The sequence below is a fragment of the Massilia cavernae genome, assembly GCF_003590855.1.
GTDB lineage: Bacteria > Pseudomonadota > Gammaproteobacteria > Burkholderiales > Burkholderiaceae_D > Telluria_A > Telluria_A cavernae.
The window spans coordinates 1-26819 of sequence record NZ_QYUP01000010.1 but is presented as its reverse complement, the minus strand read 5'-3'; the positions used below and the strand labels follow the sequence as shown (position 1 = coordinate 26819).

General features: G+C 66.4%; 23 protein-coding genes and 1 pseudogene. 11 read left to right on the top strand and 13 right to left on the bottom strand.

Annotated features, from left to right (window positions below; all coding sequences use genetic code 11):
* Window positions 1–8: 8 nt before the first annotated feature.
* Together D3872_RS00995 and D3872_RS00990 are read right to left on the bottom strand one after the other, a co-directional pair.
* Window positions 9–533, bottom strand: coding sequence for an acyltransferase family protein (locus tag D3872_RS00995; RefSeq protein ID WP_119809047.1), 525 nt, complete (start codon window positions 531–533; stop codon window positions 9–11).
* Between the two features lie 133 nt (window positions 534–666).
* Window positions 667–1902: a metal-dependent hydrolase gene (locus D3872_RS00990; protein WP_119809046.1), complete on the bottom strand. Its 1236-nt coding sequence runs from the start codon at window positions 1900–1902 to the stop codon at window positions 667–669.
* 126 nt (window positions 1903–2028) lie between these two features.
* Between D3872_RS00990 and D3872_RS00985 the strand changes: the two genes are divergently transcribed.
* Both D3872_RS00985 and D3872_RS00980 read left to right on the top strand, forming a co-directional pair.
* Complete coding sequence (locus D3872_RS00985) at window positions 2029–2991, top strand: ribose-phosphate diphosphokinase (protein ID WP_119809085.1); 963 nt, start codon at window positions 2029–2031, stop codon at window positions 2989–2991.
* Window positions 2992–3004: 13 nt separating this feature from the next.
* The gene (locus tag D3872_RS00980; RefSeq protein WP_119809045.1) at window positions 3005–3652 is read left to right on the top strand and encodes a dienelactone hydrolase family protein; all 648 of its coding nucleotides are present in this window, start codon (window positions 3005–3007) and stop codon (window positions 3650–3652) included.
* A gap of 24 nt (window positions 3653–3676) precedes the next feature.
* Here D3872_RS00980 and D3872_RS00975 read toward each other — a convergent pair whose 3' ends face one another.
* From D3872_RS00975 to D3872_RS00965, 3 genes are all read right to left on the bottom strand, one after another.
* On the bottom strand, window positions 3677–3991 hold the full coding sequence (locus D3872_RS00975; protein WP_119809044.1) for a pyrimidine/purine nucleoside phosphorylase: 315 nt from the start codon (window positions 3989–3991) through the stop codon (window positions 3677–3679).
* An 82-nt stretch (window positions 3992–4073) separates the two neighbouring features.
* Window positions 4074–5114: a hypothetical protein gene (locus D3872_RS00970; protein WP_229459097.1), complete on the bottom strand. Its 1041-nt coding sequence runs from the start codon at window positions 5112–5114 to the stop codon at window positions 4074–4076.
* Window positions 5115–5195: 81 nt separating this feature from the next.
* Complete coding sequence (locus D3872_RS00965; protein ID WP_119809083.1) at window positions 5196–5705, bottom strand: SixA phosphatase family protein; 510 nt, start codon at window positions 5703–5705, stop codon at window positions 5196–5198.
* A 115-nt stretch (window positions 5706–5820) separates the two neighbouring features.
* Here D3872_RS00965 and D3872_RS00960 point away from each other — a divergent pair, with 115 nt between their 5' ends.
* From D3872_RS00960 to D3872_RS00940, 5 genes are all read left to right on the top strand, one after another.
* Window positions 5821–6414: an ANTAR domain-containing response regulator gene (locus D3872_RS00960; protein ID WP_119809043.1), complete on the top strand. Its 594-nt coding sequence runs from the start codon at window positions 5821–5823 to the stop codon at window positions 6412–6414.
* A 259-nt stretch (window positions 6415–6673) separates the two neighbouring features.
* The gene (locus D3872_RS00955; RefSeq protein ID WP_119809042.1) at window positions 6674–7975 is read left to right on the top strand and encodes an MFS transporter; all 1302 of its coding nucleotides are present in this window, start codon (window positions 6674–6676) and stop codon (window positions 7973–7975) included.
* A gap of 14 nt (window positions 7976–7989) precedes the next feature.
* Window positions 7990–10524: a nitrite reductase large subunit NirB gene (gene nirB, locus D3872_RS00950; protein WP_119809041.1), complete on the top strand. Its 2535-nt coding sequence runs from the start codon at window positions 7990–7992 to the stop codon at window positions 10522–10524.
* A gap of 15 nt (window positions 10525–10539) precedes the next feature.
* Window positions 10540–10887 carry a nitrite reductase small subunit NirD gene (nirD, locus tag D3872_RS00945; RefSeq protein WP_119809040.1) on the top strand — a complete coding sequence of 116 codons (348 nt, stop codon included), beginning with the start codon at window positions 10540–10542 and terminating at the stop codon, window positions 10885–10887.
* Window positions 10884–12098, top strand: coding sequence for an NAD(P)/FAD-dependent oxidoreductase (locus D3872_RS00940; RefSeq protein ID WP_119809039.1), 1215 nt, complete (start codon window positions 10884–10886; stop codon window positions 12096–12098). The genes nirD and D3872_RS00940 overlap by 4 nt, the downstream gene beginning before the upstream one ends.
* 13 nt (window positions 12099–12111) lie before the next feature.
* On the opposite strand, the gene D3872_RS00935 is transcribed toward D3872_RS00940, so the two are convergent.
* Window positions 12112–13158, bottom strand: coding sequence for an RNA-guided endonuclease InsQ/TnpB family protein (locus D3872_RS00935; RefSeq protein ID WP_119809038.1), 1047 nt, complete (start codon window positions 13156–13158; stop codon window positions 12112–12114).
* A 119-nt stretch (window positions 13159–13277) separates the two neighbouring features.
* On the opposite strand from D3872_RS00935, the pseudogene D3872_RS00930 reads away from it, so the two are divergent.
* From D3872_RS00930 to D3872_RS00915, 4 genes and pseudogenes are all read left to right on the top strand, one after another.
* Window positions 13278–15966, top strand: a pseudogene (locus D3872_RS00930) (molybdopterin-dependent oxidoreductase).
* An 87-nt stretch (window positions 15967–16053) separates the two neighbouring features.
* Window positions 16054–17163 (top strand): DUF3667 domain-containing protein, encoded by a 1110-nt coding sequence (locus D3872_RS00925; protein WP_119809037.1) that lies wholly within the window; start codon window positions 16054–16056, stop codon window positions 17161–17163.
* Window positions 17164–17318: 155 nt separating this feature from the next.
* On the top strand, window positions 17319–18092 hold the full coding sequence (locus D3872_RS00920; protein ID WP_119809036.1) for a hypothetical protein: 774 nt from the start codon (window positions 17319–17321) through the stop codon (window positions 18090–18092).
* A 106-nt stretch (window positions 18093–18198) separates the two neighbouring features.
* Window positions 18199–21144, top strand: coding sequence for a putative bifunctional diguanylate cyclase/phosphodiesterase (locus D3872_RS00915; protein WP_119809082.1), 2946 nt, complete (start codon window positions 18199–18201; stop codon window positions 21142–21144).
* A gap of 15 nt (window positions 21145–21159) precedes the next feature.
* Here D3872_RS00915 and D3872_RS00910 read toward each other — a convergent pair whose 3' ends face one another.
* From D3872_RS00910 to D3872_RS00880, 7 genes are all read right to left on the bottom strand, one after another.
* Window positions 21160–22506 (bottom strand): erythromycin esterase family protein, encoded by a 1347-nt coding sequence (locus tag D3872_RS00910; RefSeq protein WP_119809035.1) that lies wholly within the window; start codon window positions 22504–22506, stop codon window positions 21160–21162.
* Between the two features lie 6 nt (window positions 22507–22512).
* Window positions 22513–23562: an SRPBCC family protein gene (locus D3872_RS00905; RefSeq protein WP_182915633.1), complete on the bottom strand. Its 1050-nt coding sequence runs from the start codon at window positions 23560–23562 to the stop codon at window positions 22513–22515.
* Window positions 23546–24268 carry a phosphoribosyltransferase gene (locus D3872_RS00900; RefSeq protein WP_119809033.1) on the bottom strand — a complete coding sequence of 241 codons (723 nt, stop codon included), beginning with the start codon at window positions 24266–24268 and terminating at the stop codon, window positions 23546–23548. The genes D3872_RS00905 and D3872_RS00900 overlap by 17 nt, the downstream gene beginning before the upstream one ends.
* A gap of 102 nt (window positions 24269–24370) precedes the next feature.
* Window positions 24371–24847: an Hsp20/alpha crystallin family protein gene (locus D3872_RS00895; protein ID WP_119809032.1), complete on the bottom strand. Its 477-nt coding sequence runs from the start codon at window positions 24845–24847 to the stop codon at window positions 24371–24373.
* Window positions 24848–24974: 127 nt separating this feature from the next.
* On the bottom strand, window positions 24975–25814 hold the full coding sequence (fghA, locus tag D3872_RS00890; RefSeq protein ID WP_119809031.1) for an S-formylglutathione hydrolase: 840 nt from the start codon (window positions 25812–25814) through the stop codon (window positions 24975–24977).
* A gap of 85 nt (window positions 25815–25899) precedes the next feature.
* Window positions 25900–26481 carry a chromate transporter gene (locus tag D3872_RS00885; protein WP_119809030.1) on the bottom strand — a complete coding sequence of 194 codons (582 nt, stop codon included), beginning with the start codon at window positions 26479–26481 and terminating at the stop codon, window positions 25900–25902.
* The coding region (locus D3872_RS00880; RefSeq protein ID WP_147373752.1) for a chromate transporter at window positions 26478–26819 on the bottom strand (342 nt) is incomplete at its 5' end. The genes D3872_RS00880 and D3872_RS00885, both read right to left, overlap by 4 nt.

Genomic DNA, 26819 nt, shown 5'->3' with positions numbered 1-26819 from the left:
TTCGTAGGTCAGGCTCCACAGGCGAAGTTGCCGGCCGTAGCGGGGCACGGCAGGTCTGAAGGCCGAACATGTTTACCGGCGACGAAAGCCAGCAGCGAATACTCGCTGGTGCTGGCGACGTCGGCCAGCGCCGGATTAACCTCGCCGATCATCATGCCGATCAGCAGCGACGCAATAAAGGCCGGCACCAGCACGATCCACAGCCGGGTGACGCGGTCGATGGCGTAGGAGGCCACCGCGCGCGGCTCGCCCAGCTTGTTCATCAGGCTGCCGCCCACCAGCCAGCCGGACAGCAGGAAGAAGATCACGACCGCCTGGTGGGCGAAGCCGGTGAAGAAGGCCAGCACCTGGTAGCCGATGCCGGGATCGGCCATGGTCGACAGGCCGGGGTAGAACTGGGCGCGCACGTGGGCGGCGGCCACTTGAACCGCGGCGAGGCCGCGCAGCACCGAGATCGCGACCGAATGATGGTAGCCGGTGTCCAGGTTGGTCCTGGACAGGAATCGGACTCGTGCGACGTCGTTCGACAGCATGTTCTCTCCAGCCGGTAGCGCCCTTGGTACCTCATTCTAGAAGGCCATGCCGCGGCGGAGGTTGAGTGGGCACAATGACAAGGCTGGGCCGGGCCGGACGGCGCAGCCTTCCTTGTCGCAAGCCCTTGCGCTTCTACAATTTTGGCTGGAGCAAATCCTCGCGCGGGTGGCCCCATGCGGGTACGCCGGACGGGCAGGGTGCGCCCGCGAAATCGGCGTAGCGGATGGTGGAGAAATTGCGTGCGGGATCGACACCGTAGCGCACGTCGGTGGCGTCGGCCGCATTCATCGCCGGTGTGCGGGCGAAGCGCAGCCAGGCGTCGAAGTGGCAGCTTGAAGCCTGGCGGCCGCGCAGATCGGCCAGCGGGGTTTCCTGCTGCCACACCAGTGCCAGCGCCGGCGTCAGCGTCTGCTGCTTATCCAGTTCGGCAAAGCCGGCCGGACATGCGCTGGCCGGCATCACCGACGGAGCCAGGCTGAGCACGCCGCGGCGCAGGCGGAACAGGCCGGCGGCGTCTTGCCGTTCGACCGACACGACACTCCAGCACAGCGGATTGGATGGGAAGGCCGACATCGCCACGTCGACCGTCTGCGCACCCGGGTCGCGCGCGCGCCACTCCGTGGCGATGAGGCCCCTCCCGTAGGACGAAGCCGCCGCCTGGATGCCGGCGAAAGTCAGGCAGGCGCCGAAAGCGGCAAGCAGCACCGTCCGGCTGTGCGGGCGCGCGCGGTCTTGCGCCACGGCGAACAGTGCGCCCAGTGCCAGCAGCGCCGCCGCGGAAACCCAGTGCAGGTGCTTGGAGGAAGTGAACACGATGGGCGTAGCGGCGATCAGCGCAAGCAATACCCAGCGTACCAGTTTGCTGTTGGCCATCATCGCCAGCGGCACGCCCAGGACCACCCAGAAAACGGGCTCGACGATGAACACCATGTCGCCGTACAGCCAGCGCGCATCGAAGGGATAGAACGGGTGGATGCCGTAGGAGTTCATGTAATCCATCAGCATGTGCAGCAGCAGGCCGGCGACTATCGCCAGCCCCAGGCCGAGGCAGGCGTGGCGGCTGGCCGCCAGTACCCGGCGCGCCGAGAACCATAGCAGCCACAGCAGCGCGGCCAGCAGCAGTGCCTGCGGCAGCGCGTACAGCAGTGTGTGGGTGTGGCCGCGGTGGTGCAGCAGGTAGCCTAGCGGCGCCGGCAGCAGCCTGGTCAGCACCAGGTCGAGATCGGGGAAATTGCAGGCGGCCCAGCCCGACACCAGCAGCAGGCGGTGGCGCGCCTGCTGCTGTGCCGGATCGGCTTCGTCAGGCAGGCTGCGGTGGATCAGTGTGCCGGCGGCGAGGCCGGCCAGGGAGTGGGTGATGTTATCCATGCGCAAATATTACTGGTTTTGCCACGGGCAATGTGCAAGCGCGCGCGTGCGCGCCTGCCTATGCAGGATAATTGACCGGGTGCCGGCCACTGGAATGCCGGCCACTGCGAGGACGCCATGAAGACGCTGATCGATGACGAGCTGTGCCTGTTCGCGCTCAATACGAGCCGGACCTTCGGCGAGCGGGTGGCGCAGCACCTGCGCCTTCCGCTCAGCCACCACGAGGAGCGCAATTTCGAGGATGGCGAGCACAAGGCGCGGCCTTTGGTGCCGGTGCGCGGACGCGACGTGTACGTCATCCATTCGCTGCACGGCGAGCCGGGCGAAACCGTCAATGACAGGCTGTGCCGGCTGCTGTTCTTCATCGGCGCGCTGCGCGACGCCGGGGCGCAGCGCGTCACCGCCGTGGTGCCCTACCTGGCCTATTCGCGCAAGGACCGCCAGACCAAGGAGCGCGACCCGGTCACCACGCGCTACGTCGCCGGCCTGTTCGAGTCGGTTGGCACAAGCGCGGTGGTCACGCTCGATGTGCATAACCTTGCCGCCTTCCAGAACGCCTTCCGCTGCCGCACCTTCCACCTCGAGGCCACGGGCCTGTTCGTGCACTTCCTGCTGCCGATGCTGACCGGTATGCAGGCCACCGTGGTGTCGCCCGACAGCGGCGGCATGAAGCGGGCCGAGGCCTTCCGCCAGCAGCTGGCCGAGGCGCTGGGCCGGCCGGTGGAAATAGCCTGCGCGGAAAAACACCGCAGTTCAGGCGTGCTCAGCGGCAGCATGCTGGTGGGCGAGGTGCGCGACCGCATGGTGATCCTGTTCGACGACCTGGTGAGTTCGGGCTCGACCCTGGCGCGCGCAGCCGCCGCCTGCCAGGAAGCCGGCGCCACCGGCGCCATCGCGCTGGCCACGCACGGGCTGTTCAGCGAACGCGCGGGCCTGGTGCTGGCCGATCCCTTTATCGAAAGGGTGGTGGTCACCGACAGCGTTGCGCCGGGCCGGCCGGGCGCGGCTGCGCTGGCGGCCAAGCTGGCGGTGGTCGGCAGCGCGGCACTGGTGGGCGACGCGATCGCGCAATTGCACGGCGGCGACTGAAAGGAGGCAGATCATGGACGGACGCAAGGAACTGGTCAGCATTCCGATCGACGGCGAGTACGTCGAAGGACTGCTGGCGCTGCCCGGAGGGGCACGCGGCATCATCCTGTTTGCGCACGGCAGCGGCAGCGGCCGCCTCAGCCCGCGCAACAACTACGTGGCGGGCGAGCTGCGCAAGGCGGGCCTGGGCACTCTGCTGATGGACCTGCTCACGCCGGCCGAGGAACCGACCACGGCGGCGCGCTTCGACATCGGCCTGTTGGCGCAGCGGCTGAAGCTGGCGGCCGACTGGCTGTCGAAGGATCCGCATACGTCGGTATTGCCGCTCGGCTTGTTCGGCGCCAGCACCGGCGCCGCCGCCGCGCTCCAGCTGGCAGCGCGCGAGTCGCCGGCCGTGTATGCCGTAGTGTCGCGCGGCGGCAGGCCCGACCTGGCCGGGCGTGAGGTACTGGCGCGCGTACGTGCGCCGACGCTGCTGATCGTCGGCGGCCTCGACGGTCAGGTCATCGAACTGAACCAGGCGGCGTACAGTTTGCTGACCTGCGAGAAGCGGATGGACATCGTGCCCGGCGCGACCCACCTGTTCGAAGAGCCGGGCACGCTGGAGCAAGTGGCGCGGCTGGCCTGCGGCTGGTTCGTGCAGTGCCTCGGCCGCGCCTAGCCTTGCCGGACGAACGTCACCCGCCTATTTCCTGCCCATGTGGGTGACGTAGTGCACCGGCCCGGCTGCCTCGACGTCGAAGCGCTCCTGTGCCTTGACGTGGAAGCGCTGCCCGCCGGCGAAGTCCTTCGTGTCTCCATTAATGCTGACGCTCCCCTTGCCCTCGACGACCTCGAAGGTCTCGTCGGTGTCGGCGGCGAAGGTGACCCCGCCCGGCATGATCACGCCCACCGTCTTGGTCTCGCCATCCGGAAAGGTCAGCGTGTACGAAATGCACTTACCGTCGGCGAAGATGTTCGCCTTTTTTTCCATTGAAACGTGTTCGAAGTGCGTGCCCATGGTTTTTCCTTCCGAAAGATGACGCTCCCTGCATGTCAGACCGGCGCAAGGGGTTTTCGTTCAGGCGTTCACTGGCGCCAACTCATTGGCGCCAATTCTGGTGCTGCTCGGCCAACTGCAGCCAGTTCATCGCGCTGGCCGCCCATTTGCGCGAGTACTGGAATTGTACTTCCTTCAGGTGGGCGATGGCGAGCGCAGCGCGCACGATGGCGCGGTAGCTCTGGTAGAAGTGCAGGAGGGCGGGCGCCGGGTGGTCGTGCGACAACGCCCGGTACTGCTGGAACAGTACCGCGGCCATGTCGCGCGCACCGAGTCGTTCGGTTTCCAGTGCGAGGAAGGCCAGCTCGTCGGCGCGGTCGATGGTGCGTAGCTCGCGCGAAAATTCCAGGCAGTCGATCACGACGGGCGTGGGGTAGAGGCAGATATGTTCGGGACGCAGGTCGCCGTGGCCTTCCACCACCTTGCCATCGGCGACGCGCCCGTCGATGCGCTCAGCGAGCCGGTCGAGCGCGCTCAACTGGCGGTGGCATACCAGCCGCACATGGGCGGCGGGCAGGCCGTAGGCTGGTTGCAGCAGTTCGTGGGAGCTGGCCGCGATCTGGCGCGCGTAGCGGTCGCGGCAGGCCGAGCCGTCGATGTCGACCGGCTTGAGCGATTCGAAGAAGGCCACCAGCCGCCGCGCCACGCACTGCATGTCGCGTGCGCTGCACTGGCCGTGGCGCAGCACGTAGTCGAGCATGAAGCGCGACGGCAGGCGCCGCATGCGCACCAGCCAGTCGACAGCTTCGCCGTCGCCGCCCAGCTGCAGGTGGCTGCCGCTGTCGAGCGTCAGCGGCACCACGCCGAGGTAGACCTCGGGCGCGAGGCGCCGATTCAGGCGCACTTCCTCGTCGCAGAAATGGTGGCGCACGGCCAGCGTGCGGAAATCGGCGCCGCCGTAGCACACCGGCTTTTTCAGCTTCCAGGCCTCGCCTTCGGTCAGGAAAACCCAGGCCATGTGGGTTTCCATCGTTTCGACCCGGTAGGGCGCGTCGGGATAACTGGAGGGATGGCGCAGGAATGCGACCTTGGCCTCCAGCGGTACGGGCCCGGCGGCGGGCGATTCGGGCGTGCTCGACATCATGCGGCTCCTTCACGGGCGCGTTCAGCCACACCGGCGGCACACGTCCCGCGCGTCTGGCCCTGACCTGACGCGCGGCGGCGCCTAGCTCGAAGGCGGCGAACTGAGCAGGACCGTGGTGACGCTGCCGTCGCTGCCGACGATCAGCTGGTAGACGCGGTCGAATTCATTGTCGCCGATATCGGCGCCGGACGCACCGCCAAGAAGGCTGACAAGTTTCGGCACCGTGTTCGAGTGCCCGACCACCAGTGCGTTGCCGCCTGTGGCTTTCAGCTCGGCGATCATCTTTTCAGGCTTGCCGGCGTCGTACTCCTTTACCGGCAACGCAAGCAGCGCCGCGGTCGGCGCCGCGGTCTGGCGCGTGCGCGCGGTTTTGGTGCTCCAGACCTGGCGGATGCCGGTCTTCCTCAGTATCGCGGCGATATTGTCGGCGCGCGCGCGTCCCTGCGCGGTCAGGTCGGGATCGCCGTCATTGCCCGCTTTCTCGCCGTGGCGCACCAGGTAGATGAAGGCCGGGGCCGCGGCAAAGGCGGCGGGGGCGAGCAGGGACAGCAACAGCAACAGCGCGCCGAAATATCGTTTATTCAATGTCATCGAATGGTTTGTCAGTGGCAGATACGCCATGTATAGCAACAGAAGCGTGTTCTTGCAAGGGCCGTTGGCGCGCATCTTGCATAAGTAGCCGTAACTCTATTTTGTATTGGCATCCATGACCCGACGATTTTCCCTCCTGCGCACCGTGGTGGTCGCGTCCGCCGACGATTCCGCCAGCGTGCTGCGCACGCGCCTGCTCGATGCCGGCTGCGAAGTGCTGGCCACGCTGGCGCCAGACGCCGCCCTGTCCGGCCACCTGGCGCGCCTGCGCCCGGCGCTGGTCGTGCTGGACGCAGCCTCCGACGCGCGCTCGCTGCCGGCCCTGGTGGCGGGCGCGGGCGGCGCTGCCCGTATCCCGGTGGTGGTGTTCACCGACGACGACTCCGAACCCAGCATCGAGGCGGCGATGGCGGCCGGCGTATCGGCCTATGTGGTTGCCGGCATGCAATCGGTACGGCTGCGCGCGGTGCTGCAGGTGGCGCTGGCGCGCTTCCGCCACGAACAAAAGCTGCACGCCGAGCTGTCCGACGCCAGGCACAAGCTGGCCGGGCGCAAGGTGATCGACCGCGCCAAGGGCATCTTGATGGCCCGCCACAAGCTGACCGAAGACCAGGCCTACCAGAAGTTGCGCACCATGGCGATGAGCAAGAACCTGAAGCTGGAAGACCTGGCGCAGCGCCTGCTGGACGTCGAGGACCTGCTGGGCTAAGCGTATTTTCTGGTGCGGCGCATCATTTTCGCGCACGTAATGCACCAGCGTGCAGCGAAAGTCACAGGAGGCCCGGCGAGATAGCCCCGTAAAGACCGTGGCACGGCGCTTGCTAAAGAGAAGATATCGGATCAACGGCGATCCCGGCAGTACAACAGGGCTGGTCCAACGGCGGACCGGCAGGACAACGGCGTCCGCATCTCCGGGCAAGCGGCCCGGAGACCGCGGGCGCCTTTCAGTTTCAGGAACGGGATAAAAGATGGCCTCCAAAGCAAATAAGATCGCGCTGTTCACGATCAACACTCCCCAGATGCGTGCCTTCCACCTGACATGGATGGCGTTTTTCGTCTGCTTCTTCGCCTGGTTCGCCTGCGCACCGCTGATGCCGGTCATCAAGGGCGAGTTCGGTCTTACCGTCGGGCAAATCGCCAATATCAACATCGCCGCCGTCGCCATCACGATCCTGGTGCGGCTGGTGGTCGGCCCGATGTGCGACCGCTTCGGCCCGCGCAAGGCCTATACCTGGCTGCTGGCGCTGGGCGCGATTCCCGTGCTGGGCGTGGCCGCGGCGCAGAGCTACGAGAGCTTCCTGTTCTTCCGCCTGCTGATCGGCGCGGTCGGCGCCAGCTTCGTCATCACCCAGTACCACACCTCGGTGATGTTCGGCCCCAAGGTGGTCGGCACCGCCAATGCGGCAGCCGCCGGCTGGGGCAATGCGGGCGGGGGCGCGGCCCAGGCCCTGATGCCGCTGCTTCTCGGCGCGATGATCATGCTGGGCGTGTCCGAGGGCTACGGCTGGCGCGCCGCGCTGCTGGTGCCGGGCGTGCTGATGCTGGTGATGGCCGCCGTCTACTGGCGCTTCACCCAGGACTGCCCGGAAGGTAACTACGCCGAGCTTCGCGCCGCCGGCGTCAACATCGAAGCGGGCAAGAAGGGCGGCTGGGCGAGCTTCAAGGCGGCCGCCGCCAACTACCGCGTCTGGATGCTGTTCGTGACCTACGGCGCCTGCTTCGGCATCGAGATCTTCATCCACAACATCGCAGCCGTCTACTACGTCGACAACTACAACCTGACCCTGGCGCAGGCCGGCATGGCGGCCGGTAGCTTCGGACTGCTGGCGCTGTTCGCCCGGGCGCTGGGCGGCTGGGTCTCGGACCGCATGGCGCTGAACGGCAACCTGAACCGCCGCGTAACGCTGCTGTTCATCCTGATGATCGGCGAAGGCGCCGGCCTGCTGTGGTTCGCCAACGCCGGCACGGTAGGGTTCGCGGTGGTGGCGATGCTGGTGTTCGGCCTGTTCACGCACATGGCTTGCGGCGCCACCTACGCGCTGGTGCCCTTTATCGACGGCAAGGCGCTGGGCGGCGTGGCCGGCATCATCGGCGCCGGCGGTAATGTCGGCGCGGTACTGGCCGGCTTCCTGCTGAAAGGCACCGGCGACATCCGCCAGACCCTGTTCGTATTGGGCGGCCTGGTGATGCTGTCCGCACTGTGCGCGGTAGCGGTGCGCTTCAGCGCGAATCCCGACGAACAGGCGCTTTCCGCCTCGGCTACGGCTTGAATAAGGAACTGAACATGGAAATCATCGTCATCGGCCACGGCATGGTGGGCCACAAACTGGTCGAAAGCCTGGCCGACAGCGCCCCGGCCGGCACCCACATCACCATCCTGTGCGAGGAACCGCGCCCGGCCTACGACCGCGTGCACCTGTCGGAATTCTTCGCCGGTAAGACGGCGGACGAGCTGTCGCTGGTCAAGCCGGGCTTCTTCGATCGCACCAACGTCACGCTGCGCCTGAACGCGCGCGCCACCGCGGTCGACCGCGCCGCGCGCACGGTCGCGCTGGAAAGCGGCGTGGTGCTGGCCTACGACAAGCTGGTGTTCGCCACCGGCTCGTATCCCTTCGTGCCGCCGCTGCCTGGCAAGGACCGCGAGGGCTGCTTCGTCTACCGCACCATCGAGGACCTGGAAGCGATGAAGGCATGGGGCGCGCGCTCGAAGTCGGGCGTCGTCGTCGGCGGCGGCCTGCTGGGCCTCGAATGCGCCAAGGCGCTGCGCGACCTGGGCCTGGAAACCCATGTGGTCGAATTCGCGCCGCGCCTGATGGCGGTGCAGGTCGACGACGGCGGCGCGCGCATCCTGCGCACCCGCATCGAAGGTCTGGGCGTCACCGTCCATACCCAGAAGAACACGCTGGAAATCTGCGACGGCGGCGAAGCCACCCACCGCATGTGCTTTGCCGACGGCAGCGCACTGGAAACCGACATGATCGTGTTCTCGGCCGGCATCCGCCCACGCGACGAACTGGCGCGCGCCTGCGGCCTGGAAGTAGGGCTGCGCGGCGGCATCGCCATCGACAACCGCTGCCTCACCTCCGACCCGGACATCTACGCCGTCGGCGAGTGCGCGTCGTGGAACGGCACCGCCTTCGGGCTGGTCGCGCCGGGCTACGACATGGCGCGCGTCGCCGCCAAGCACCTGCTGGGCGAAGCGTCGGAATTCACCGGCGCCGACATGAGCACCAAGCTCAAGCTGATGGGCGTGGACGTGGCCAGCATCGGCGACGCGCATGCCGCCACCCTGAATAGCCGCTCCTACCAGTTCATCGACGAGCGCAAGCAGGTGTACAAGAAGATCGTCGTGTCCGAGTGCGGCAAGTTCCTGCTGGGCGCGGTGCTGATCGGCGACGCCGCCGAATACGGCACCCTGCTGCAGATGATGCTCAACAAGATCACGCTGCCGGACGCCCCCGAGTTCCTGATCCTGCCGGAAGCCGACGGCAAGGCTCGTCCGGCGCTGGGCGTCGACGCGCTGCCGGACAGCGCGCAGATCTGCTCGTGCAACGACGTGTCGAAAGGCGCGCTGTGCGCGGCCGTCTGCGGCGGCGCCACCACCATCGGCGCGCTGAAAAGCTGCACCAATGCCGGCACCTCCTGCGGCGGCTGCGTGCCGCTGGTGACCCAGGTGATGAAGGCCGAGATGGCGAAACAGGGCATGGAGGTCAACAACCACCTGTGCGAGCACTTCCCGCATACGCGCCAGGAGCTCTACCACATCGTCAAGGCCGGCAAGATCCGCAGTTTCCCCGAGCTGCTGGCGCGGCACGGCACTGGCCTGGGCTGCGACATCTGCAAGCCGGTGGCGGCCAACATCCTGGCCTCGACCTGGAACGACTTCGTGCTGACGCCGGTGCATGCCAGCCTGCAGGATTCGAACGATTACTTCCTCGGCAATATCCAGAAGGACGGCACCTACTCGGTGGTGCCGCGCATGCCGGGCGGCGAAGTGACCGCCGACGGCCTGATCGCGGTGGGGCTGGTGGCCAAGAAGTACGGCCTGTACACCAAGATCACCGGCGGCCAGCGGGTCGACCTGTTCGGCGCCCGCGTCGACCAGCTGCCGGCCATCTGGGAAGAGCTGATCGCGGCCGGCTTCGAATCCGGCCACGCCTACGGCAAGTCGCTGCGCACGGTGAAGTCCTGCGTCGGCTCGACCTGGTGCCGCTACGGCGTGGACGACAGCGTCGGCTTCGCGATCCGGCTGGAGAACCGCTACAAGGGCCTGCGCACGCCGCACAAGATCAAGTTCGGCGTGTCCGGCTGCACCCGCGAGTGCGCCGAGGCGCAGGGCAAGGACGTGGGCCTGATCGCCACCGACAGCGGCTGGAACCTCTACGTATGCGGTAACGGCGGCATGAAGCCGCGCCACGCCGAACTGATCGCGTCCGGCCTGGACGAGGAAACGGCGGTGCGCTACATCGACCGCTTCCTGATGTTCTACGTGCGCACCGCCGACCGCCTGCAGCGCACCAGCGTGTGGCGCGACAACCTCGAGGGCGGGCTGGAGTACCTGCAGGACGTGATCGTGAAGGACAAGCTGAACCTCGCCGCCGAACTCGAAGCCGACATGCAGCACGTGGTGGATACCTATGCCTGCGAATGGAAGGAAGCGGTCAGCGACCCGGAAATCCGCAAGCGTTTCCGCCACTTCGTCAACAGCGACGAGCCGGACCAGAACGTCGTCTTCATGCCCGAGCGCGGCCAGATCCGTCCGGCCACCATCGAGGAGCGCAAGCGCGTCATCCCGCTTGCCGTCGTAACAACCGCCTGACCGAAGGAGATCATCATGCATCGAGACATACAGCTCAACCAGTGGACGCCGGTGTGCGGCGTCGAAGACATCGTGCCCGACACCGGCGTGTGCGCGCTGGTCAACGGCGAGCAGGTAGCCGTGTTCCGCGTCGGCGCAGGCGACCAGCATGTGTTCGCGATCTCGAACTTCGATCCGGCCAGCGGCGCGGCGGTACTGGCGCGCGGCATCGTCGGCAGCGTCGGTTCGCGCACGGTGGTCGCTTCGCCCATCTACAAGCACCACTTCGACCTCGAGACCGGCGAGTGCCTGGAAGCTCCCGAGCATTCGGTGGCGCGCTACGCGGCGCGCATCGACGGCGGCAAGGTGTGGGTAGCGGCATGAAACCCGCACTGGTCGTGGTCGGCAACGGTATGGCGGGCATGCGCACCGTCGAGGAACTGCTCAAGCTGACGCCCGACACCTACGACATCACCGTGTTCGGCGCCGAGCCGCACGTCAACTACAACCGCATCCTGCTGTCGCCGGTGCTGGCGGGCGAGAAGGATGCCGAAGACATCGTGCTGCACACGCGCGAGTGGTACCGCGACAATGGCATCACCCTGCACGCGGGCGACCCGGTGGTGGCGATCGACCGCAGCCGGCGCCTGGTGCGCTCGCAGTCCGGGCTGGAAGTGCGCTACGACCGCCTGCTGCTGGCGACCGGCTCGCGCCCCTTCATCGTGCCGGTGCCGGGCAAGGACCTGCCCGGGGTGGTGGGTTTCCGCGACCTGGGCGATGTCGATACGATGCTGGAAGCGGCGCGCAGCGGCGGCCGCGCGGTCGTCATCGGCGGCGGCCTGCTGGGCCTGGAGGCCGCCAACGGCCTGCAGCGGCGCGGCATGGACGTCACCGTGGTGCACGTCACCGACAGCCTGATGAACCAGCAGCTCGACAAGCCGGCCTCGCTGATGCTCAAGAACGCGCTCGAACGCAAGGGACTGCGCTTCCTGCTCGACGCCCATACTGTCGAGATCGCCGGCGGCGACAAGGTGCGGCGGGTAGCTTTCAAGGACGGCAGCGAGATCCCTGCCGACCTGGTGGTGATGGCGGCAGGCGTGCGTCCCAACATCGAACTGGCGCGCGACAGCGGCGTTCACTGCGAACGCGCGATCGTGGTCGACGACACCCTGCAGACCTACGATCCGCGCGTCTACGCCGTCGGCGAATGCGTGCAGCACCGCAGCGCCACCTTCGGCCTGGTGGCGCCGATCTGGGAGCAGGCCAGGGTATGTGCGGCCCACTTGGCCGGCGCCGGCCACCGCCGCTATGTGCAGGAAGCCACCGCGACCAGGTTGAAAGTGACCGGGATCGAACTATACTCGGTAGGCGACCTGATCGGCGGCGAAGGCAGCGAGGACCTGGTGCTGCGCGACCAGCGCCGCGGCATCTACAAGCGCCTGATCGTGGAGAACGACCGGATCCGCGGCGCCGTGCTGTACGGCGACGTGCAGGACGGGCCGTGGTATTTCGACCTGATCCGTTCGGGCACCAATATTGCGTCGATGCGCAGCCGCCTGCTGTTCGGCGAAGCACTGTGCCTCGACGCGGCTTGACGTCCTCCCCGACCTAAAGGACGGAGATTCCTACAGCTAGCGTCGCACGTCCGCGACGGAGAATGTTTAACGCAGCATTGAGATCACGATCATGTACCGCTCCGCAATCACAACAACGCCATTCTCTTATTCCAAGGTCTGCGATACCTTTCGGCCTCGAATCGGGAACAGCGCCGCAATCCGAGCAGATCTGGGTGGTAAAGCATTCGTTCACTTCTTCAAACCAGGCGCCATGCTTAACAGCCTTGTACGCCAGTTGTGTGCGGAAGGACGACCAGCCAACATCGTAGACGGACTTCGCCATGCTGGTCTTGGCGAGCGCGGATGCATTGATATTTCCAACCACAATATAGTCGAACGCGCGGACAATGGCGCTGGTGCAGGTGTGCAGGTAATGACGGCGGCGATTGGCAATCTTTGCGTGGATCGCCGCAACCCGCTTCTTCTTACGCGCGCGCTGGGCCACCGCCAGCGCCGCCTCGCTGGCACGGTAGATGTGCGGCGCCGCGAGGCGGCTGCCGTCGCTCAGTGTGGCCAGGTCTTTCAGGCCAAGGTCGATTCCCACACCGCGCACCGGCATGCGGACAGGCGGCGCGGGTACTTCAAGGACGATATTGAGGAACCAGTTGCCGCGCCGGTCGCGCGAGAAGTTGGTCCCGTCGGTGATTTTTCCCTCGGGCAGCGCGCGCGAATGGAATACGCGGAAGGTATTGCCGGCGAAGCGGAAGGCATTGCCTTCGCGTTTCAGTTCACGTCCTTTCAACGGCACCCAGCCCAAGGTCTTCCTGCCGCGATAGCGAAGGTAGGGCCGGCGCGACTGGGAGCGCGACTTCGCATACTGCTGGCATACGTCGTTGACCGTACCCGAGTGAAGGCCAAGCTCCTTGCTGCACCCCGTCGTGAGCTTGATCAGGTCGAAACCGGTATGCCAGCGGCGGCCGAAACGCAGCGCATCCTTTTGCCTGTCGTTGCAGTAGTTCCAGACGAAGTTGACTGCCCGGGCCTGCTTGTTCAGCAAGCCGGTCAGCGACTTGACGCGGTAGCGGTAAACCAGTTTCATCCAGGTTCGACAACGATTGTCGACCATGGTTCCACTCTTAAACCTAAGGCATCGACTGCTGCGCAGTCGGCTCCTTTCACTCCCCGTCCTGAAGGACGAGGTTTCTCGGAGCAAGTCTGATGAATCTCGCACCAGTACCGCTGGCCGTACGCACCACCTGCGCTTATTGCGGCGTCGGCTGCGGCGTACAGGCCACTCCGCAGGCCGACGGCAGTTTTGCCATCGGCGGCGACCCGCTGCACCCGGCCAATGGCGGCAAGCTGTGCGTCAAGGGCTCGGCCCTGGGCGATACGCTGGGCCTCGAAGGCCGGCTGCTGTACCCGCAGTTGCGCGAGGACGGCGCCATGCGCCGCGCCAGCTGGGACGAGGCGCTGGACCGTGTGGCTGGCGGCCTGCGCGCCATCATCGACGAGCACGGCCCGGACGCGGTGGCGCTGTACGTGTCGGGCCAGCTGCTGACCGAGGACTACTACGTCGCCAACAAGCTGATGAAGGGCTACATCGGAAGCGCCAACATCGATACCAACTCGCGCCTGTGCATGTCGTCGGCGGTGGCGGGGCACAAGCGCGCCTTCGGCGCCGACCTGGTGCCGGGCTGCTACGAAGACTTCGACCAGGCCGACATGATCGTGTTGGCCGGCTCCAATACGGCCTGGTGCCATCCGGTGCTGTTCCAGCGCATCGCGCGCCTCAAGGAAGCGCGCCCTGAAGTAAAAGTGGTCGTGATCGACCCGCGCCGCACCGCCACCTGCGACGTGGCCGACCTGCACCTGCCGGTCAAGCCGGGCACCGACGTGTGGCTGTTTAACGGACTGCTCAGCTACCTGGCGCGCACGGGCGCGGTCGACCAGGCCTTCGTCGACGCCAGCACCAGCGGCTTCGATGCGGCGCTGGCCGCGGCATCGGCCGACTGTTCCGATCCGTTCGATGTGGCGCGGGCCTGCCGCGTCGATCCGACCCAGCTGCTGGGCTTCTACGAGGCATTCGCGTCGACCAGAAAGGTGGTCACCGCCTTTTCGCAGGGCGTGAACCAGTCGTCGGCAGGTACCGACAAGGTCAACAGCATCATCAACTGCCACCTGGCGACCGGCCGCATCGGCCAGCCGGGCATGGGGCCGTTCTCGCTGACCGGCCAGCCGAATGCGATGGGCGGGCGTGAAGTGGGCGGGCTGGCCAACATGCTGGCCGCCCACATGGACCTCGACAACGCGGTACACCGCGACGTGGTGCAGAGCTTCTGGGAATCGCCCGCGATGGCGGACAAGCCGGGACTGAAGGCGGTCGACCTGTTCCAGGCGGTGGAGCAGGGCAAGGTGAAGGCGGTATGGATCATCGCGACCAACCCGCTGGTCAGCATGCCGGACGCGAACCAGGTGCGGCGCGCACTGGAAAAATGCGAGCTGGTGGTGATGTCCGACATCGTCACCGGCACCGACACCGGCGCCTATGCCGACGTGCTGCTGCCGGCGCTGGGCTGGGGCGAGAAGGACGGCACCGTGACCAACTCCGAGCGCCGCATCTCGCGCCAGCGCGCCTTCCTGCCGGCGCCGGGCGAAGCGCGCGCCGACTGGCAGATCCTGTGCGGGGTGGCGCAGCGCATGGGCTACGCCGGCTTCGACTATGCCGGTGCGCACGAGGTCTTCGACGAACACGCGCGCCTCTCCACCTGGCGCAACGAAGGCGATTCGCCGCGCCGGTTCCGCATCGACGGCCTGGCGGGCCTGGGTGCACAGGGCTATGACAAGATGGAACCGGTGCAGTGGCCGGTGGCGCGCGGCGCCGATGGCAAGCCGGAAGGCACGGCGCGCCTGTTCACCCATGGCCGCCTGGTGGCGGTCAGCCCGCGCGCGCCGGTGCATGCGCCGGACGAGGACTACCCGCTGGTGCTCAACACCGGCCGCGTGCGCGACCAGTGGCACACCATGACGCGCACCGGCAAGGCGGCCAAGCTGGCAGGCCACACGCCCGAGCCCTTCATCGACCTGCATCCGAACGACGCGCTGCTGTACGGCGTGCGCGAGGGCGAACTGGCGCGCGTATCGAGCCGCTGGGGCGCGATGGTGGCGCGGGTGCAACACGGCGGCGGCATCGCGCGCGGCGGCGTGTTCGTGCCGATCCACTGGAACGGCCAGACCGCGTCCGACGCGCGCGTCGGCGCCGTGGTCAATCCGGCCCCCGGCCGTCGACCCGGTGTCGGGCGAGCCGGAATTCAAGCACACGCCGGTACGCATCGAACCCTTCGGCGTGGCCTGGTACGGCTTCATGCTGACCCGCGGCGAGCCGGTGCTGGACGGTGTGACCCACTGGACCAAGGTTCAGGGAGGCAGCTTCGCCCGTTTCGAACTGGCCGGGCGCGCGGCGATCGGCGACCACGGCGAGTGGGCGAGGGCGCTGCTGGGCGTGACCGACCCCGACGCCGACTGGCTGGAGTACCAGGACGCGGCCGGCGGCGTGTATCGCGCCGTCCACCTCGTTGACGAAAGGATAGAGCAGTGCCTGTTCATCGCGCGCCGTCCCGACCTGCCGGCGCGCGCCTGGCTGGCCGGGCTGTTCTCGCTGGAGGCGCTGGGCCGCGACGAACTGCGCAGCGTGCTGGCCGGCAGGCCGGTCGGCGGCGCCGCCGATACCGGGCCGACGGTGTGCTCCTGCTTCGGGGTCGGGCGCACCACCTTGCTCAACGCGATCCGTATCCACAAGCTGGAAGATGCAGGCGCGGTGACGGCCTGCACCAAGGCCGGCGGCAACTGCGGTTCCTGCGTGCCGGAGATCCGCCAGCTGATCAAGGAGGCGGCCGCGCTGCCCGAATAAGCGCCGGGGCATTCCTATCGATGTGGTGAAAATGCTACTATCTGTCCCAAAAAACGGGCGACAGCCTTTTCATCGGGGGATTCGTACATGACAGCAGACATCGAGACGGCCGGCGCCATGGTGACGGCCGGCCTTGTCGCGCACGAGATTGACGGCGCCGGCGCACCAGCCACGGCACGCGCAAGCGAGGTGCACCCGGCCAACTGCGCCAATTGCGGCGCTGCCCTTGTGGGCAGTTTCTGCCACGTCTGCGGCCAGCGCAGCCACCTGCACCGTTCGCTGCTGCACCTCGGCGAAGAGGTCCTGCACGGCATCCTGCACTTCGACGCGAAAGCCTGGCGCACCTTGCCGCTGCTGGTGGCCAAGCCGGGCGAACTGACGCGCCGCTACATCGACGGCCAGCGCACACGCTTCGTGTCGCCGCTGGCGCTGTTCCTGTTCATGATCTTCTTCCTGTTCTTCGTGGGCTCCTACTTCAGCGCCGGCAGCACCAACATCGGCGACACCGCAGGCGGGGCGAAGGCGAAGGCCGAACTGGTGGCGGAGGTCGCCAAAGCCAAAGCGGCGCTGGAAGCGAAGACGAAGGAGCTGGCGGCCGCCAGGGCCAGTGGCAGCGCCACCGAATCCCTGGCCGAGCAGGCCGGCGAGCTGAAATCGGACCTGGCCGGCCTGGAAGCCGCGCTGCGCGTGGTGGTGGTGGCGAACAGCACCCAGCCTGCCGCACCCCGCGCGCAGGGGCAGCGCAACTGGGATGAGCTGAACGTGACTACCGGCCTGTCGATGATCGACAACGCGGTCCGGCACGCCAAGGAAAATCCCGACCTGGCCATCTACAAGATCAAGAACACCGCCTACAAGTTCTCCTTCCTGCTGGTGCCGATCTCGCTGCCGTTCCTGTGGCTGATGTTCTTCTGGCGCCGCGGCGTGACGATGTACGACCACGCGGTGTTCTCGCTGTACTCGCTGTGCTTCATGTCGATGCTGTTCGCCACGCTGTTCCTGCTGAAATACGTGGGGCTGGGCGGGGCGGTGGCGCCGATGCTGCTGCTGGTGCCACCGGTACACATGTTCCTCCAGCTGCGCGGCACGTATGGATTGACAAAAATGCAAACACTGTGGCGCACCGCGGTGTTGCTGTCGGTGGCGGCGACGGTGTTCTTCTTATATCTGATCGTGATCCTGCTGCTTAGCATGTAGATAAGTGCTGTGGTTTAATATATTTCCGTATGGAAATTGTGGAAATTTAATAAACAGAGGGGGAAATGCCAGTCTTCTTGACGCTTAGAAATTGATGATGGGCTTGATAATTCATAAACGCATTCACCACTTTATGAATTACAAGGAGCATCGAAATGGACCATAACCTGCCTGTCTTTTCCCGCCCTTCCGGCATCGCTCCCGACGCTATTGCCGGCATGAAGACCGAACGCCTGCCGTTCACCATCAAGCGCGTGCGCACCGAAGAGGAGCTGATGAAGGCGGTGCAGATCCGCCATGCAGCCTATGCGCGCCACCTGCCGGAATTCGCGCGCACCCTGGCGTTGCCGGAAGAATGCGACTTCGACAGCGACGCCGTGATCCTGCTGGCCGAGTCCAAGCTGGACGGCTCGCCGATCGGCAGCGCTCGCATCCAGACCAATTTCCTCCAGCCGCTGCACGTCGAGGAATCGGTCGAACTGCCGCTGTGGCTGATGACCCGCCGCTTGGCCGAAGTGACCCGCCTGGGCATCGACGAAGGCCGCATCGGCCGGGTGGTGAAAGTGGCGCTGATCAAGGCCTGCTTCGAGTACTGTGAGCGGAACAAGGTGGAGTGGGCAGTCGTCACCGGCCGCGCGCCGATCGACCGCCAGTACGAACAACTGTTGTTCGCGGACGTCTTCCCGGGCGGCGAGCACATCCCGCTGCGCCACGTCGGCAACATGCCGCACCGCGTGATGGCTTTCGAAATCGAAACCGGCGAGGAGCGCTGGACCGCGGCCAAGCATCCGATGCTGGGGTTCTTCCGGCACACCCACCATCCGGACATCGACGTCGGCGCCCCGGCATTCCCGGAGCTGGGGCAACCGGCACTGTTGCGTGCAGGTACCCCTCCGTTGTTCGCAGCGGCCGAAAAAGCTTTCGCATAAGAATGATATTGAATGACGCTGCCAGTCTGAGCATGTATCCTTGTAGGAATATTCTGGTCCAGGGCTTACAATGGACCTGTATTCCCCGCAGTTGGATAAAGCTCACATGTCAAAGCCGTCATTGTCGTTACGTACTTTCATTTCGAGGCCCGCCCAGCGCGGCCTCGAATGGGTGCTGCGAGCACTCTCGCTGTATGCCTTACCGATCGGTATTGCCCTACTATCGTTGATCGCCTTGTTCGTGTGGGACAGCCACTATGTCGCGCGCGGCGATGAACGGCTGGCGCTGCGGGTGATGTCCGAGGCCGGCACGCCCGAAACCGGCGCGCCGCTGTCGCCGTCTTCCGCCCTGGCCCGCCTGCAGGGCCAGCCGCTGGTTACCCACCTCGACACCAAGCTGTCCGAAGCGCCGGTCTGGTTCACCCTGGCCCCGCATGCCGTCGACGGCGGCGTTCCGGTCATCGAATTCCCCTCGCGCCATGCGATCGACCTTGCCTGCTGGGACGCGGCCACGCTGCTTCCGCTCGGCAAGTCGAGCCGCAGCGGATCCGAAGGCGCGCTCGCCCCGGTCAAGTCCGGTTTTACCTTGTCGCCGGAACAGGCCAATGCGCCTGTGCTCTGCCGCGGCACCTTTGTCGGCCCGGCGCGCCTGACCGCGGTGCAGTGGTCCAAAGACCAGCTGGCGCGCTCGGTCGAGCAATATCACCGCAAGTCCGGCCTGCTCGACGGCGGCATGATCGTCCTCACCCTGTTCGTGCTGACCACCGCGCTGATCAACCGCCAGAGCCTGTATGTCCTGTTCGCAGGCTGGCTGATCCTGAACCTGCGCGTCGGCGCGCTGTCGGCCGGCTGGGATACCCAGTGGCTCGGCCAGGTGGTGCCGGCCGAATGGCTGCTGCTGAGCCGGTCGGTGACGATTGCGCTGTATTCGGTCGCCACGCTGACGCTGTACCAGACCCTGTTCCGGAAAGACCTGGCGCGCTCGCGCTTCGTCGCGCCGCTGCAGATCATGGAGTGGCTGTGCCTGCCGTTCCTGGCGGCCTCCGTCCTGCTGCCGTACACCACCTTCCTGCCGGTGATGTGGGCGGTGGGCGGCTTCGGCCTGCTGTGGATGACGATGGGGCTGCTCAGCATTATGTTCCACCTGCACAACCGTGTCGCGTTCTGGTTTGCCGCTTCGTTCGCGGTCACCTTCGTGTCCGGCTTTGCCGAGGTCATCTCCGCCGCGCTGGGCCTGCGCGAACTGCTGGGCGTGATCAACAGCGTCACCGCCGCGTTGGCGTCGAGCCTGCTGGCGGCGCTGGCGGTGGCCGAGCAGATGCGCCTGGAAACGGAAAAGCGCATCGCGGCGCAGGCCGAACTGCGCCACGCCTACGAGGCGATGCCGGTCGGCCTGTTCACCCTCGACATCTACGGCCAGTTCCTGAGTGCCAACCCGGCGGTCGACAAGATGCTGGGCATGGGCGGCGTGACGCCGGGCCGCACCCGCTTCAAGCAATTCTTCGAGGAAGACGTGTGGCGCCAGCTGCACGACCTGGTGCAGGCGCAGCCGGACGTCGACCTGGAAATCGAGAACCGCGAAGGCACGCGCCGCTTCCTGGTGCGCGCCACGCTGGCGCGCAACCGGATCGAAGGCGTGCTGCAGGACATCACCGAGCAGGCCAAGGCCACCGAGCAGCTGCGCTTCATGGCCAACAACGACCCGCTGACCAAGATCTACAACCGGCGCGGCATCGAGCGCATGTTCGACAACGCGGTGGTGCAGATGGCATCAGGCAAGCCGCTGGCGCTGGCCTATCTCGACCTCGACCGTTTCAAGCTGATCAACGACCTGTTCGGCCACTCGGCCGGCGACGAGGTGCTCAAGCAGGTCTGCGAACGCATCGCGATGATGCTGGGCGGCGGGCAGACGGTCGGCCGCGTCGGCGGCGACGAGTTCGTCATTGTCCTGCCGGATACGGCCATTCCGCTGGCGCAGCTGATCTGCCGCGGCATCGTCGAGCGCATCGGCGCCACGCCGTACCGCGTGGGCGACAAGGCCTTCCACGTGCGTGGTTCGATCGGCCTGATCGAGGTGAGCCTGGGGATGCAGATGAAGGATGCGGTTTCGACCGCCGACCGCGCCTGCCGCGAAGCCAAGGGCGGCCATTCCGACGGGCTGGTGGTGTACGAGCGCAACGCGGCCGCCTTCCATGAGCGCGAGGCCGAGCTGAACCTGGTGGCGCGCCTGTCGGCGGCCGATGCGACCGAAGGCATGTTCCTCGAAATGCAGCCGATCATGTCGCTCAAGTCGCCGCGCGCCTCGCTCAATTTCGAAGTGCTGCTGCGCATGCGCGACAGCGACGGCCAGGTGGTGTCGGCCGGACCGATCATTGGCGCGGCGGAGAAGAGCGGCCGCGCCGGCGTGATCGACCGCTGGGTGCTGGCGTCCACGCTGGCGTGGATCGCGCAAAACATCGAAAGCCTGAAGAACACCCAGTTCGTCTGCATGAACCTGAGCGGCGCGTCGCTGAACGATGAGCGCTTCGTGCAGGACACTTTCGACATCCTGGCCCGCTACGTGCATGTGGCGGGGCGGCTGTGCATGGAGATCACCGAGAGCGTGGCGCTGCACGACCTGGACAATACGCGCCGTTTCATCGACCAGGTGCGCAGTTTCGGCGTCAAGGTGGCGCTGGACGACTTCGGCGCGGGCTATACCTCGTTCTCCTACCTGAAGGAACTGCCGGCCGACGTGCTGAAAATCGACGGCAACTTCATCGTCAACATCAATGCGCATCCGGCCAATGTGGCGATTGTCGAGGCCATCGTCAGCCTCGCCGTCAACCTGGGCATGAAGACGATCGCGGAATGGGCGGAGGATGCGGCCACCGTGCAGACGCTGGCCGACATTGGCGTCGATTACGTGCAGGGTTACGCGATTGCGCGTTCGATGGCGCCCGAGCGGCTGCTGACGGGCGTATCGTCCGCCGCCTTCATCGACAACGACGACGTGGCGTTGCTGGTGCGCTCGCTGGGGAACACCAAGGGCATGAGCGGCTTGCTGATCTAGGCGGCGCGCAGGGCCCTACACACCTTCCGGGAAGGTCTCCGGCGCCTCGCCGCCGGTGGGGCGGCTGACTGTTTCGAGCGGCTCGACCGCCGAGGTCCGGTCGACATGCAGCATCATGTCGAACTGCTGCGGCAGCTGCGCATGGAAGTAATGGCTCTGACGCTCGGTACGCGGCAGGTACAGCACACCGATGGCGCGCTGCAGCCGGCGTTCCATCAGCGCCTCGCGCGCCGCGCTGTCGCTGCGCAGGTCGAGCATGAAGCGCTCGATCCCGGTCTGGTGGAACACCGCCTCGTAGCTGTCGGACAGGGCAGGGCGCACCGCCTTGAGCTCCGCCGGCCCGCCCCATTCGGACGCCGCCGTCACCGTGCCGTGGAAAGTCGAAAAGCCGACCAGGAAAGTGTTGGCCAGGCCGTAGCGCTCGCGCGCCAGCTGGCCGACATTCCATTCGCCGATGCGTCCCACCTCGGTCGCGCGGGCATCCCCGATGTGCGAGTTGTGTTCCCAGACGACGATCTTGGCCGGCTTGCCGCCGCGCGCACCGACATGGCCTGCCAGCGCGTCGAGTGTCTCGGCCATGTGGCTGTCGCGCAGGTTCCACGACGACACACGGCCCCGGAACATGGTGCGGTAGTACGCCTCGGCATTCTTGACCAGGCGCGCGTTCTGCTGGGCGTAGAAAAAGGCGTCGTGGGCATTGGCCGAATCGCGCTGCATGTATTCGAGGGCGCGATGCTGCAGCGCCTGCAGCTGGGCAATGACGGCCGCTTCGCACGACTCGGACAGGCCGATGCCGGCCGCGTAGGCGTAGCGCTCGCTGTCGTCCTGGTAGTGGTCGAAACAGGCGTAGCGCCTGCGCGCCAGCGCGGCGCCGGCCGGGTCGACCTGCTCGAGGTAGGCCAGCACTTCCTCCATCGACGTAAACAGGCTGTACAGGTCAAGTCCGTAGAAGCCGACCTTGTCGTCGGGTTCGAAACCGTCGTTGTAGTCGCGCAGCCAGGCGACGAAGTTGACCACGTCGGTGTTGCGCCACATCCAGCTCGGGAAGCGCTGGAAGCCCTGCAGCGCCTGGACGGCGTCGGCGTCGTCGCCCTGGTCGCGCACGTAGCGGTTGACCCGGTAGGCGTCCGGCCAGTCGGCCTCGACCGCTACGGCGTTGAAGCCTTTTTCCAGGATCAGGCGCTGGGTGATGCGCGCGCGTTCCTCGTAGAATTCATGGGTGCCGTGGGTGGCCTCGCCGATCAGCACGAACTGCGCATCGCCCACCCGCTCGAGCAGCGGCGTATAGTCGTCGGCCCCCCCCGTGAGCGGGAGGGCGGCCGACGCGATCGCCGCGCTGAGGGACAATGCGGTGGACGGCATGGCTGCCTAGTGCAGGAACCTGCCGTGGGCGGGTTCTTCCTGGCGGGCGCCGGCAGACGGCAAGGTTCCGCGCTCGACGTAGGCCTTCATCCGGGCCAGGTCTTCGTCCAGCTGGTGTTCCCAGTCGCTGCCCGGCGCCGAGGCCAGGCTGTAGCCGGCCGCTGCTTCGGGCGGGACGTAGGACATGTGCACGGTGACGCGGGTGCCGCCCCGCGAAGGCTGGAAGTCGACCGAGCCGGACTGTTCAATGCCTTCGCCCGGTTCGCTGCGCCATGCAAGCCGGTGCGGGCGCGACTGTTCGGTGAGCACCGAGTTGAACTTGTACTCGACCCCGCCCGGTCCCTTGACGACCCAGTGCGAGCGGCGGTCGCCGAGGTCGCGCACTTCGGACACGTTGGACATGAAGCGCGGGAAGTTTTCGTAGTGGCTCCACAGTTCGTACACCTGTTCCGGCGAGGCGTCGATGCGGATCGAGCTGCTGACCTCGACCACGCGGCCCTGGCGCGATCCGACCAGGCTGCGCAGCGGACGGTTGCTGGCGCCGCGCGCAAGCAAGGCAAGGCCGGCCAGGCCGGCGACGATGGCCAGCGGCGAGCGGCGTGCCAGCGCGTACAGGCCAAAGACGCCGCCGCCGACCACGGCGGCGCTGCGGGCGGCCGGCGTCCAGCTTCCGCGAGTCGCTTCCAGCAGCGGGGACATGGCGTCGGAGGCGGCTTCGGTAGCGCGGTGCATGGTGCTGCGCAGGCTGGCTTCGGCCGTGTGCAGGGCGTCCGTCGCCTGCGACGCAAGCTTGCCGCCGGTATCGGCGGCCTGATCGGCCAAGTCGGAACCGTATTCGCGCACGGTGCTGCCGTAGCTTGGCCCTTCGCCGATCTTGCGCACCACGCGTTCGAGCGCGTCGCCGCTTTCCTTGGTCAGTTCGCGCATTTTTTCGGCCGTATAGGCGCGCCGTGGCGCACCCCGCTCGGGATCGAAGATGTACATCAGCAACGCCCCGGCGGCGGCGCCGGTCAGCCATTTGCTCCACTCGATATTCTTGTCAGTCAGGACCCTCATGCCGTACTCCTTGTGCAGGTTTTCCATGAATGCCGACCGCGGCCGCGCTGGGATGTTCGCGCCAGGCAAGTGCAAGCAGATCCTGGACTTCAGAATCGCTGGTCTGGTCGAACACGCGGTACCACTGGCTGACGGCGAAGAACATCATCGGCCTGCTCAGGCAGATGAGTTCGTCGACTTCGCGTTCGAGCGCCTCGCAGGTGTCGGGAGCCCCCACGGGGACCGCTACCACGACGCGCGCAGCACCGAGTTTACGCGCGATCCGGATTGCGGCGCGCATGGTTGAACCTGTCGCAAGTCCGTCATCGACCAGCAAGGCCGTGCGTCCATGCAATGCCAAGGGAGGGTGGCCGCCGCGGTACTGGCGTTCGCGCCGTTCGATTTCGCGCAGCTCGCGCGCGCTGATTTCGTCGATCGTTTCGGACGGCAGGCCGTACTCGCGCACCACGTCTTCCTGCAGCACGCGCACGCCGCCGGCGCCGATGGCGCCGATGGCATACTCCTCGTGGCCCGGCATGCCGAGCTTGCGCACGATGAGGATGTCCAGTTCGAGGTCGAGTTCGTGCGCGATGGCGTAGCCTACGGGAACGCCGCCGCGCGGCAGCGCAAGTACCACCGTGCCCGGATCGCCCGCATAGCGCGCGAGTGCTTTTGCCAGCAGCCTGCCGGCATGGGTTCGGTTCTTGAATTCGGGTTCGTCGCGCATGGCCTCACCTTTGCCAGCGCCGCAGTGCAGGGACCGGCTATCTGCATTGAACGTGGGGCGCCACGCAAGCAGGAATACCCTGCCTGCGTCTGCGCCGGCTACTTACTGCACGGTCAGCTTGGTGGCCGACCCGCCTTGCTTCTTCGGCAGCGACAGGGTCAGCACGCCGTTTTCGAGGTGTGCCTGGGCTGCGGCTTCATCGACGTCCGAGGGCAGCGTAAACGCGCGCAAGTACTTGCGTGTGCTGCGCTCGGAATAGATGATGTTTTCGCCTTCGCGCTGTTCGGATTCGGTCTTGGTTTCGGCTTCCACCGTGACGCGCTGGTTTTCGATCGACACCTTGACGTCTTCCTTCTTGACGCCTGGCATCTCGGCTTCGACCTCGAACGACTTCTCGGTCTCCTTGACGTTCAGGCGCGGCGTGGTAATTCCTTCATTTGCCCATTGCGGCATCATCGATCCGCCAGCCATGGGAGCGAGCATGTCCTCGAACATGTTTTCGACCAGGCGGCCAAACGGATCTTCAAGCGCACGGGCGCGGTATGCCCCGAGGGGAGTGGGGCGACGGACGAGATTCATGGCTATCTCCTTGGTACTACGGGTGATCTGAATGTCCCTGAAGCACGGCCCGGAGGCCGTAGCTCACTCTGAATTTATAGGCCGCCGCACGCGAAAATCAAGCAAACACTGTCTCCCCGATGTCGCCTCAGCCCAGCCTGGCGCGGTGGAAACGCAAGTGCTCTTCGATGAAGGTCGAGATAAAGTAGTAGCCGTGGTCGTAGCCCTCGTGCCGGCGCAGTTCGAGTGGCTGGCCGGCCTTGGCGCAGGCGGCTTCGAAGACGTCGGGGTAAAGCTGTTCTGCCAGGAACTTGTCGGCCAGGCCCTGGTCTATCAGGATACCGCCGGGGAAAGGGGTATGCGACAGTTCCATCAGGGCGCTCGCATCGTAACGCTTCCAGCTGTTTTCGTCGCCGCCCAGGTAGCCGCTGAATGCCCTGCGGCCCCACGGGCAGCGTGACGGCGCGGCAATAGGCGCAAAGGCCGATACCGAACGGAACAGGTCAGGGTTGCGCAGGGCAAGCACGAGCGCGCCGTGCCCGCCCATCGAATGGCCGAAGATGCCGGTGCGCGCGCCGTCGACGGGCAGTTCGGCCACCAGCAGTTCGCGCAGTTCGAGGATATAGCTGTACATGCGGTAGTGGCTGTTCCACGGCGCTGAGGTGGCGTCGACATAGAATCCTGCGCCAAGGCCGAAGTCCCAGGCATCGGCTTCGCCGGGGATGCCGGCGCCGCGCGGGCTGGTGTCGGGCGCGATAAGGATCATGCCTTCCTGCGCCGCCACGCGCTGGGCGCCGGCCTTGATCATGAAGGTTTCTTCGGTGCAGGTAAGGCCGGCGAGGTAGAACATGGCCGGCAGGCGGGCGCCGTCGGCGGCGGCGGGAATGAAGACCGAAAAGCGCATCGGCAGGCCGGTCGCGCCCGACTGGTGGCGGTAGAAACGCTGGCTGCCGCCGAAGCAGGCGTGTTCGCTGATAAGTTCGAGCATGGAGGATACCGATGATTGAAGAGTGGCAAGTATGCCACGCAGGAGCTGGGCTTGCCTTAAGCCGGCGGCCGGCGCGAACGCCGAGTCACACCAGCTGGAACCAGCCCAGCACGGCGCCGGCGCCGAGCAACCATAGCAAATGGATCCGCGTGCGCCAGACCAGGATGCCGCTGGCCAGGGTCAGCAGCCAAAGCGGCCAGTTGGTGCCTGCGGCCTGCGCGGCGCTGCCGAGGATCCAGCTGGTCGACATCAGGAGCGCCACCACCACCGGCGCCATGCCCTGCTTGAAGGCGCGCACGGGGCGCAGCTCGCGGTTTAGATGGCTCCATCGCGCGGCCATGTAGGTCAGTACGGTCGATGGCAGCAAGATGCCGAGCATGGTGACAGCGACGCCCAGCAGCGCCGCGCCCGTGCTGCCTGCATTCATGCCGACATTCCATCCCATCAGCGCGACAAACAGCACGTTGGGCCCCGGCGCCGCCTGTGCCAGCGCGATCGAATGGTTGAACTGTTCCTGGGTCAGCCAGTGGTTCTGTTCGACCAGGTAGCGGTGCATCTCGGAGCTGGTGGAAATCGCGCCGCCAACCGACATCAGCGACAGCATCAGGTAGTGCCCGAACAGGCTGGCCCAGTCGCTCCAGCCCAGCACGATGACGTGGGTGCTCACGCCTTGAGCCTGCGGTAAGTCAGCACGCAGGCCAGCCCGCCGACGCCGAACAGCACGTAGGGCAAGGGCGCCCGCACCAGCGCCACCATCAAGAAAGCCACGGCGGCCAGCAGCACGCCCCAGGCCAGCGGCAGCGGATGCCGTGCCAGCGAGCCGGACAGCTTCAGACCCGCCGCGCCGATCATGCCTGCCGACACCGCGGCCATCCCCCGCAAGGCGCCGTCGACGCCGGGATGCCCGGCGAACTGCGCATGCACCAGCGCAAGCAGGATGACCAGCACCAGCGGCACCGCCAGCATGCCGCCCAGTGCCGCCATCGCGCCCGGCAGGCCAAAGTA

Coding starts and splice junctions, on each gene's coding strand:
- D3872_RS00995 (WP_119809047.1), bottom strand. CDS start 533: ATGCTGTCGAACGACGTCGCACGAGTCCGATTCCTGTCCAGGACCAAC.
- D3872_RS00990 (WP_119809046.1), bottom strand. CDS start 1,902: ATGGATAACATCACCCACTCCCTGGCCGGCCTCGCCGCCGGCACACTG.
- D3872_RS00980 (WP_119809045.1), top strand. CDS start 3,005: ATGGACGGACGCAAGGAACTGGTCAGCATTCCGATCGACGGCGAGTAC.
- D3872_RS00975 (WP_119809044.1), bottom strand. CDS start 3,991: ATGGGCACGCACTTCGAACACGTTTCAATGGAAAAAAAGGCGAACATC.
- D3872_RS00970 (WP_229459097.1), bottom strand. CDS start 5,114: ATGATGTCGAGCACGCCCGAATCGCCCGCCGCCGGGCCCGTACCGCTG.
- D3872_RS00965 (WP_119809083.1), bottom strand. CDS start 5,705: ATGACATTGAATAAACGATATTTCGGCGCGCTGTTGCTGTTGCTGTCC.
- D3872_RS00960 (WP_119809043.1), top strand. CDS start 5,821: ATGACCCGACGATTTTCCCTCCTGCGCACCGTGGTGGTCGCGTCCGCC.
- D3872_RS00955 (WP_119809042.1), top strand. CDS start 6,674: ATGGCCTCCAAAGCAAATAAGATCGCGCTGTTCACGATCAACACTCCC.
- nirB (WP_119809041.1), top strand. CDS start 7,990: ATGGAAATCATCGTCATCGGCCACGGCATGGTGGGCCACAAACTGGTC.
- nirD (WP_119809040.1), top strand. CDS start 10,540: ATGCATCGAGACATACAGCTCAACCAGTGGACGCCGGTGTGCGGCGTC.
- D3872_RS00940 (WP_119809039.1), top strand. CDS start 10,884: ATGAAACCCGCACTGGTCGTGGTCGGCAACGGTATGGCGGGCATGCGC.
- D3872_RS00935 (WP_119809038.1), bottom strand. CDS start 13,158: ATGAAACTGGTTTACCGCTACCGCGTCAAGTCGCTGACCGGCTTGCTG.
- D3872_RS00925 (WP_119809037.1), top strand. CDS start 16,054: ATGACAGCAGACATCGAGACGGCCGGCGCCATGGTGACGGCCGGCCTT.
- D3872_RS00920 (WP_119809036.1), top strand. CDS start 17,319: ATGGACCATAACCTGCCTGTCTTTTCCCGCCCTTCCGGCATCGCTCCC.
- D3872_RS00915 (WP_119809082.1), top strand. CDS start 18,199: ATGTCAAAGCCGTCATTGTCGTTACGTACTTTCATTTCGAGGCCCGCC.
- D3872_RS00910 (WP_119809035.1), bottom strand. CDS start 22,506: ATGCCGTCCACCGCATTGTCCCTCAGCGCGGCGATCGCGTCGGCCGCC.
- D3872_RS00905 (WP_182915633.1), bottom strand. CDS start 23,562: ATGAGGGTCCTGACTGACAAGAATATCGAGTGGAGCAAATGGCTGACC.
- D3872_RS00900 (WP_119809033.1), bottom strand. CDS start 24,268: ATGCGCGACGAACCCGAATTCAAGAACCGAACCCATGCCGGCAGGCTG.
- D3872_RS00895 (WP_119809032.1), bottom strand. CDS start 24,847: ATGAATCTCGTCCGTCGCCCCACTCCCCTCGGGGCATACCGCGCCCGT.
- fghA (WP_119809031.1), bottom strand. CDS start 25,814: ATGCTCGAACTTATCAGCGAACACGCCTGCTTCGGCGGCAGCCAGCGT.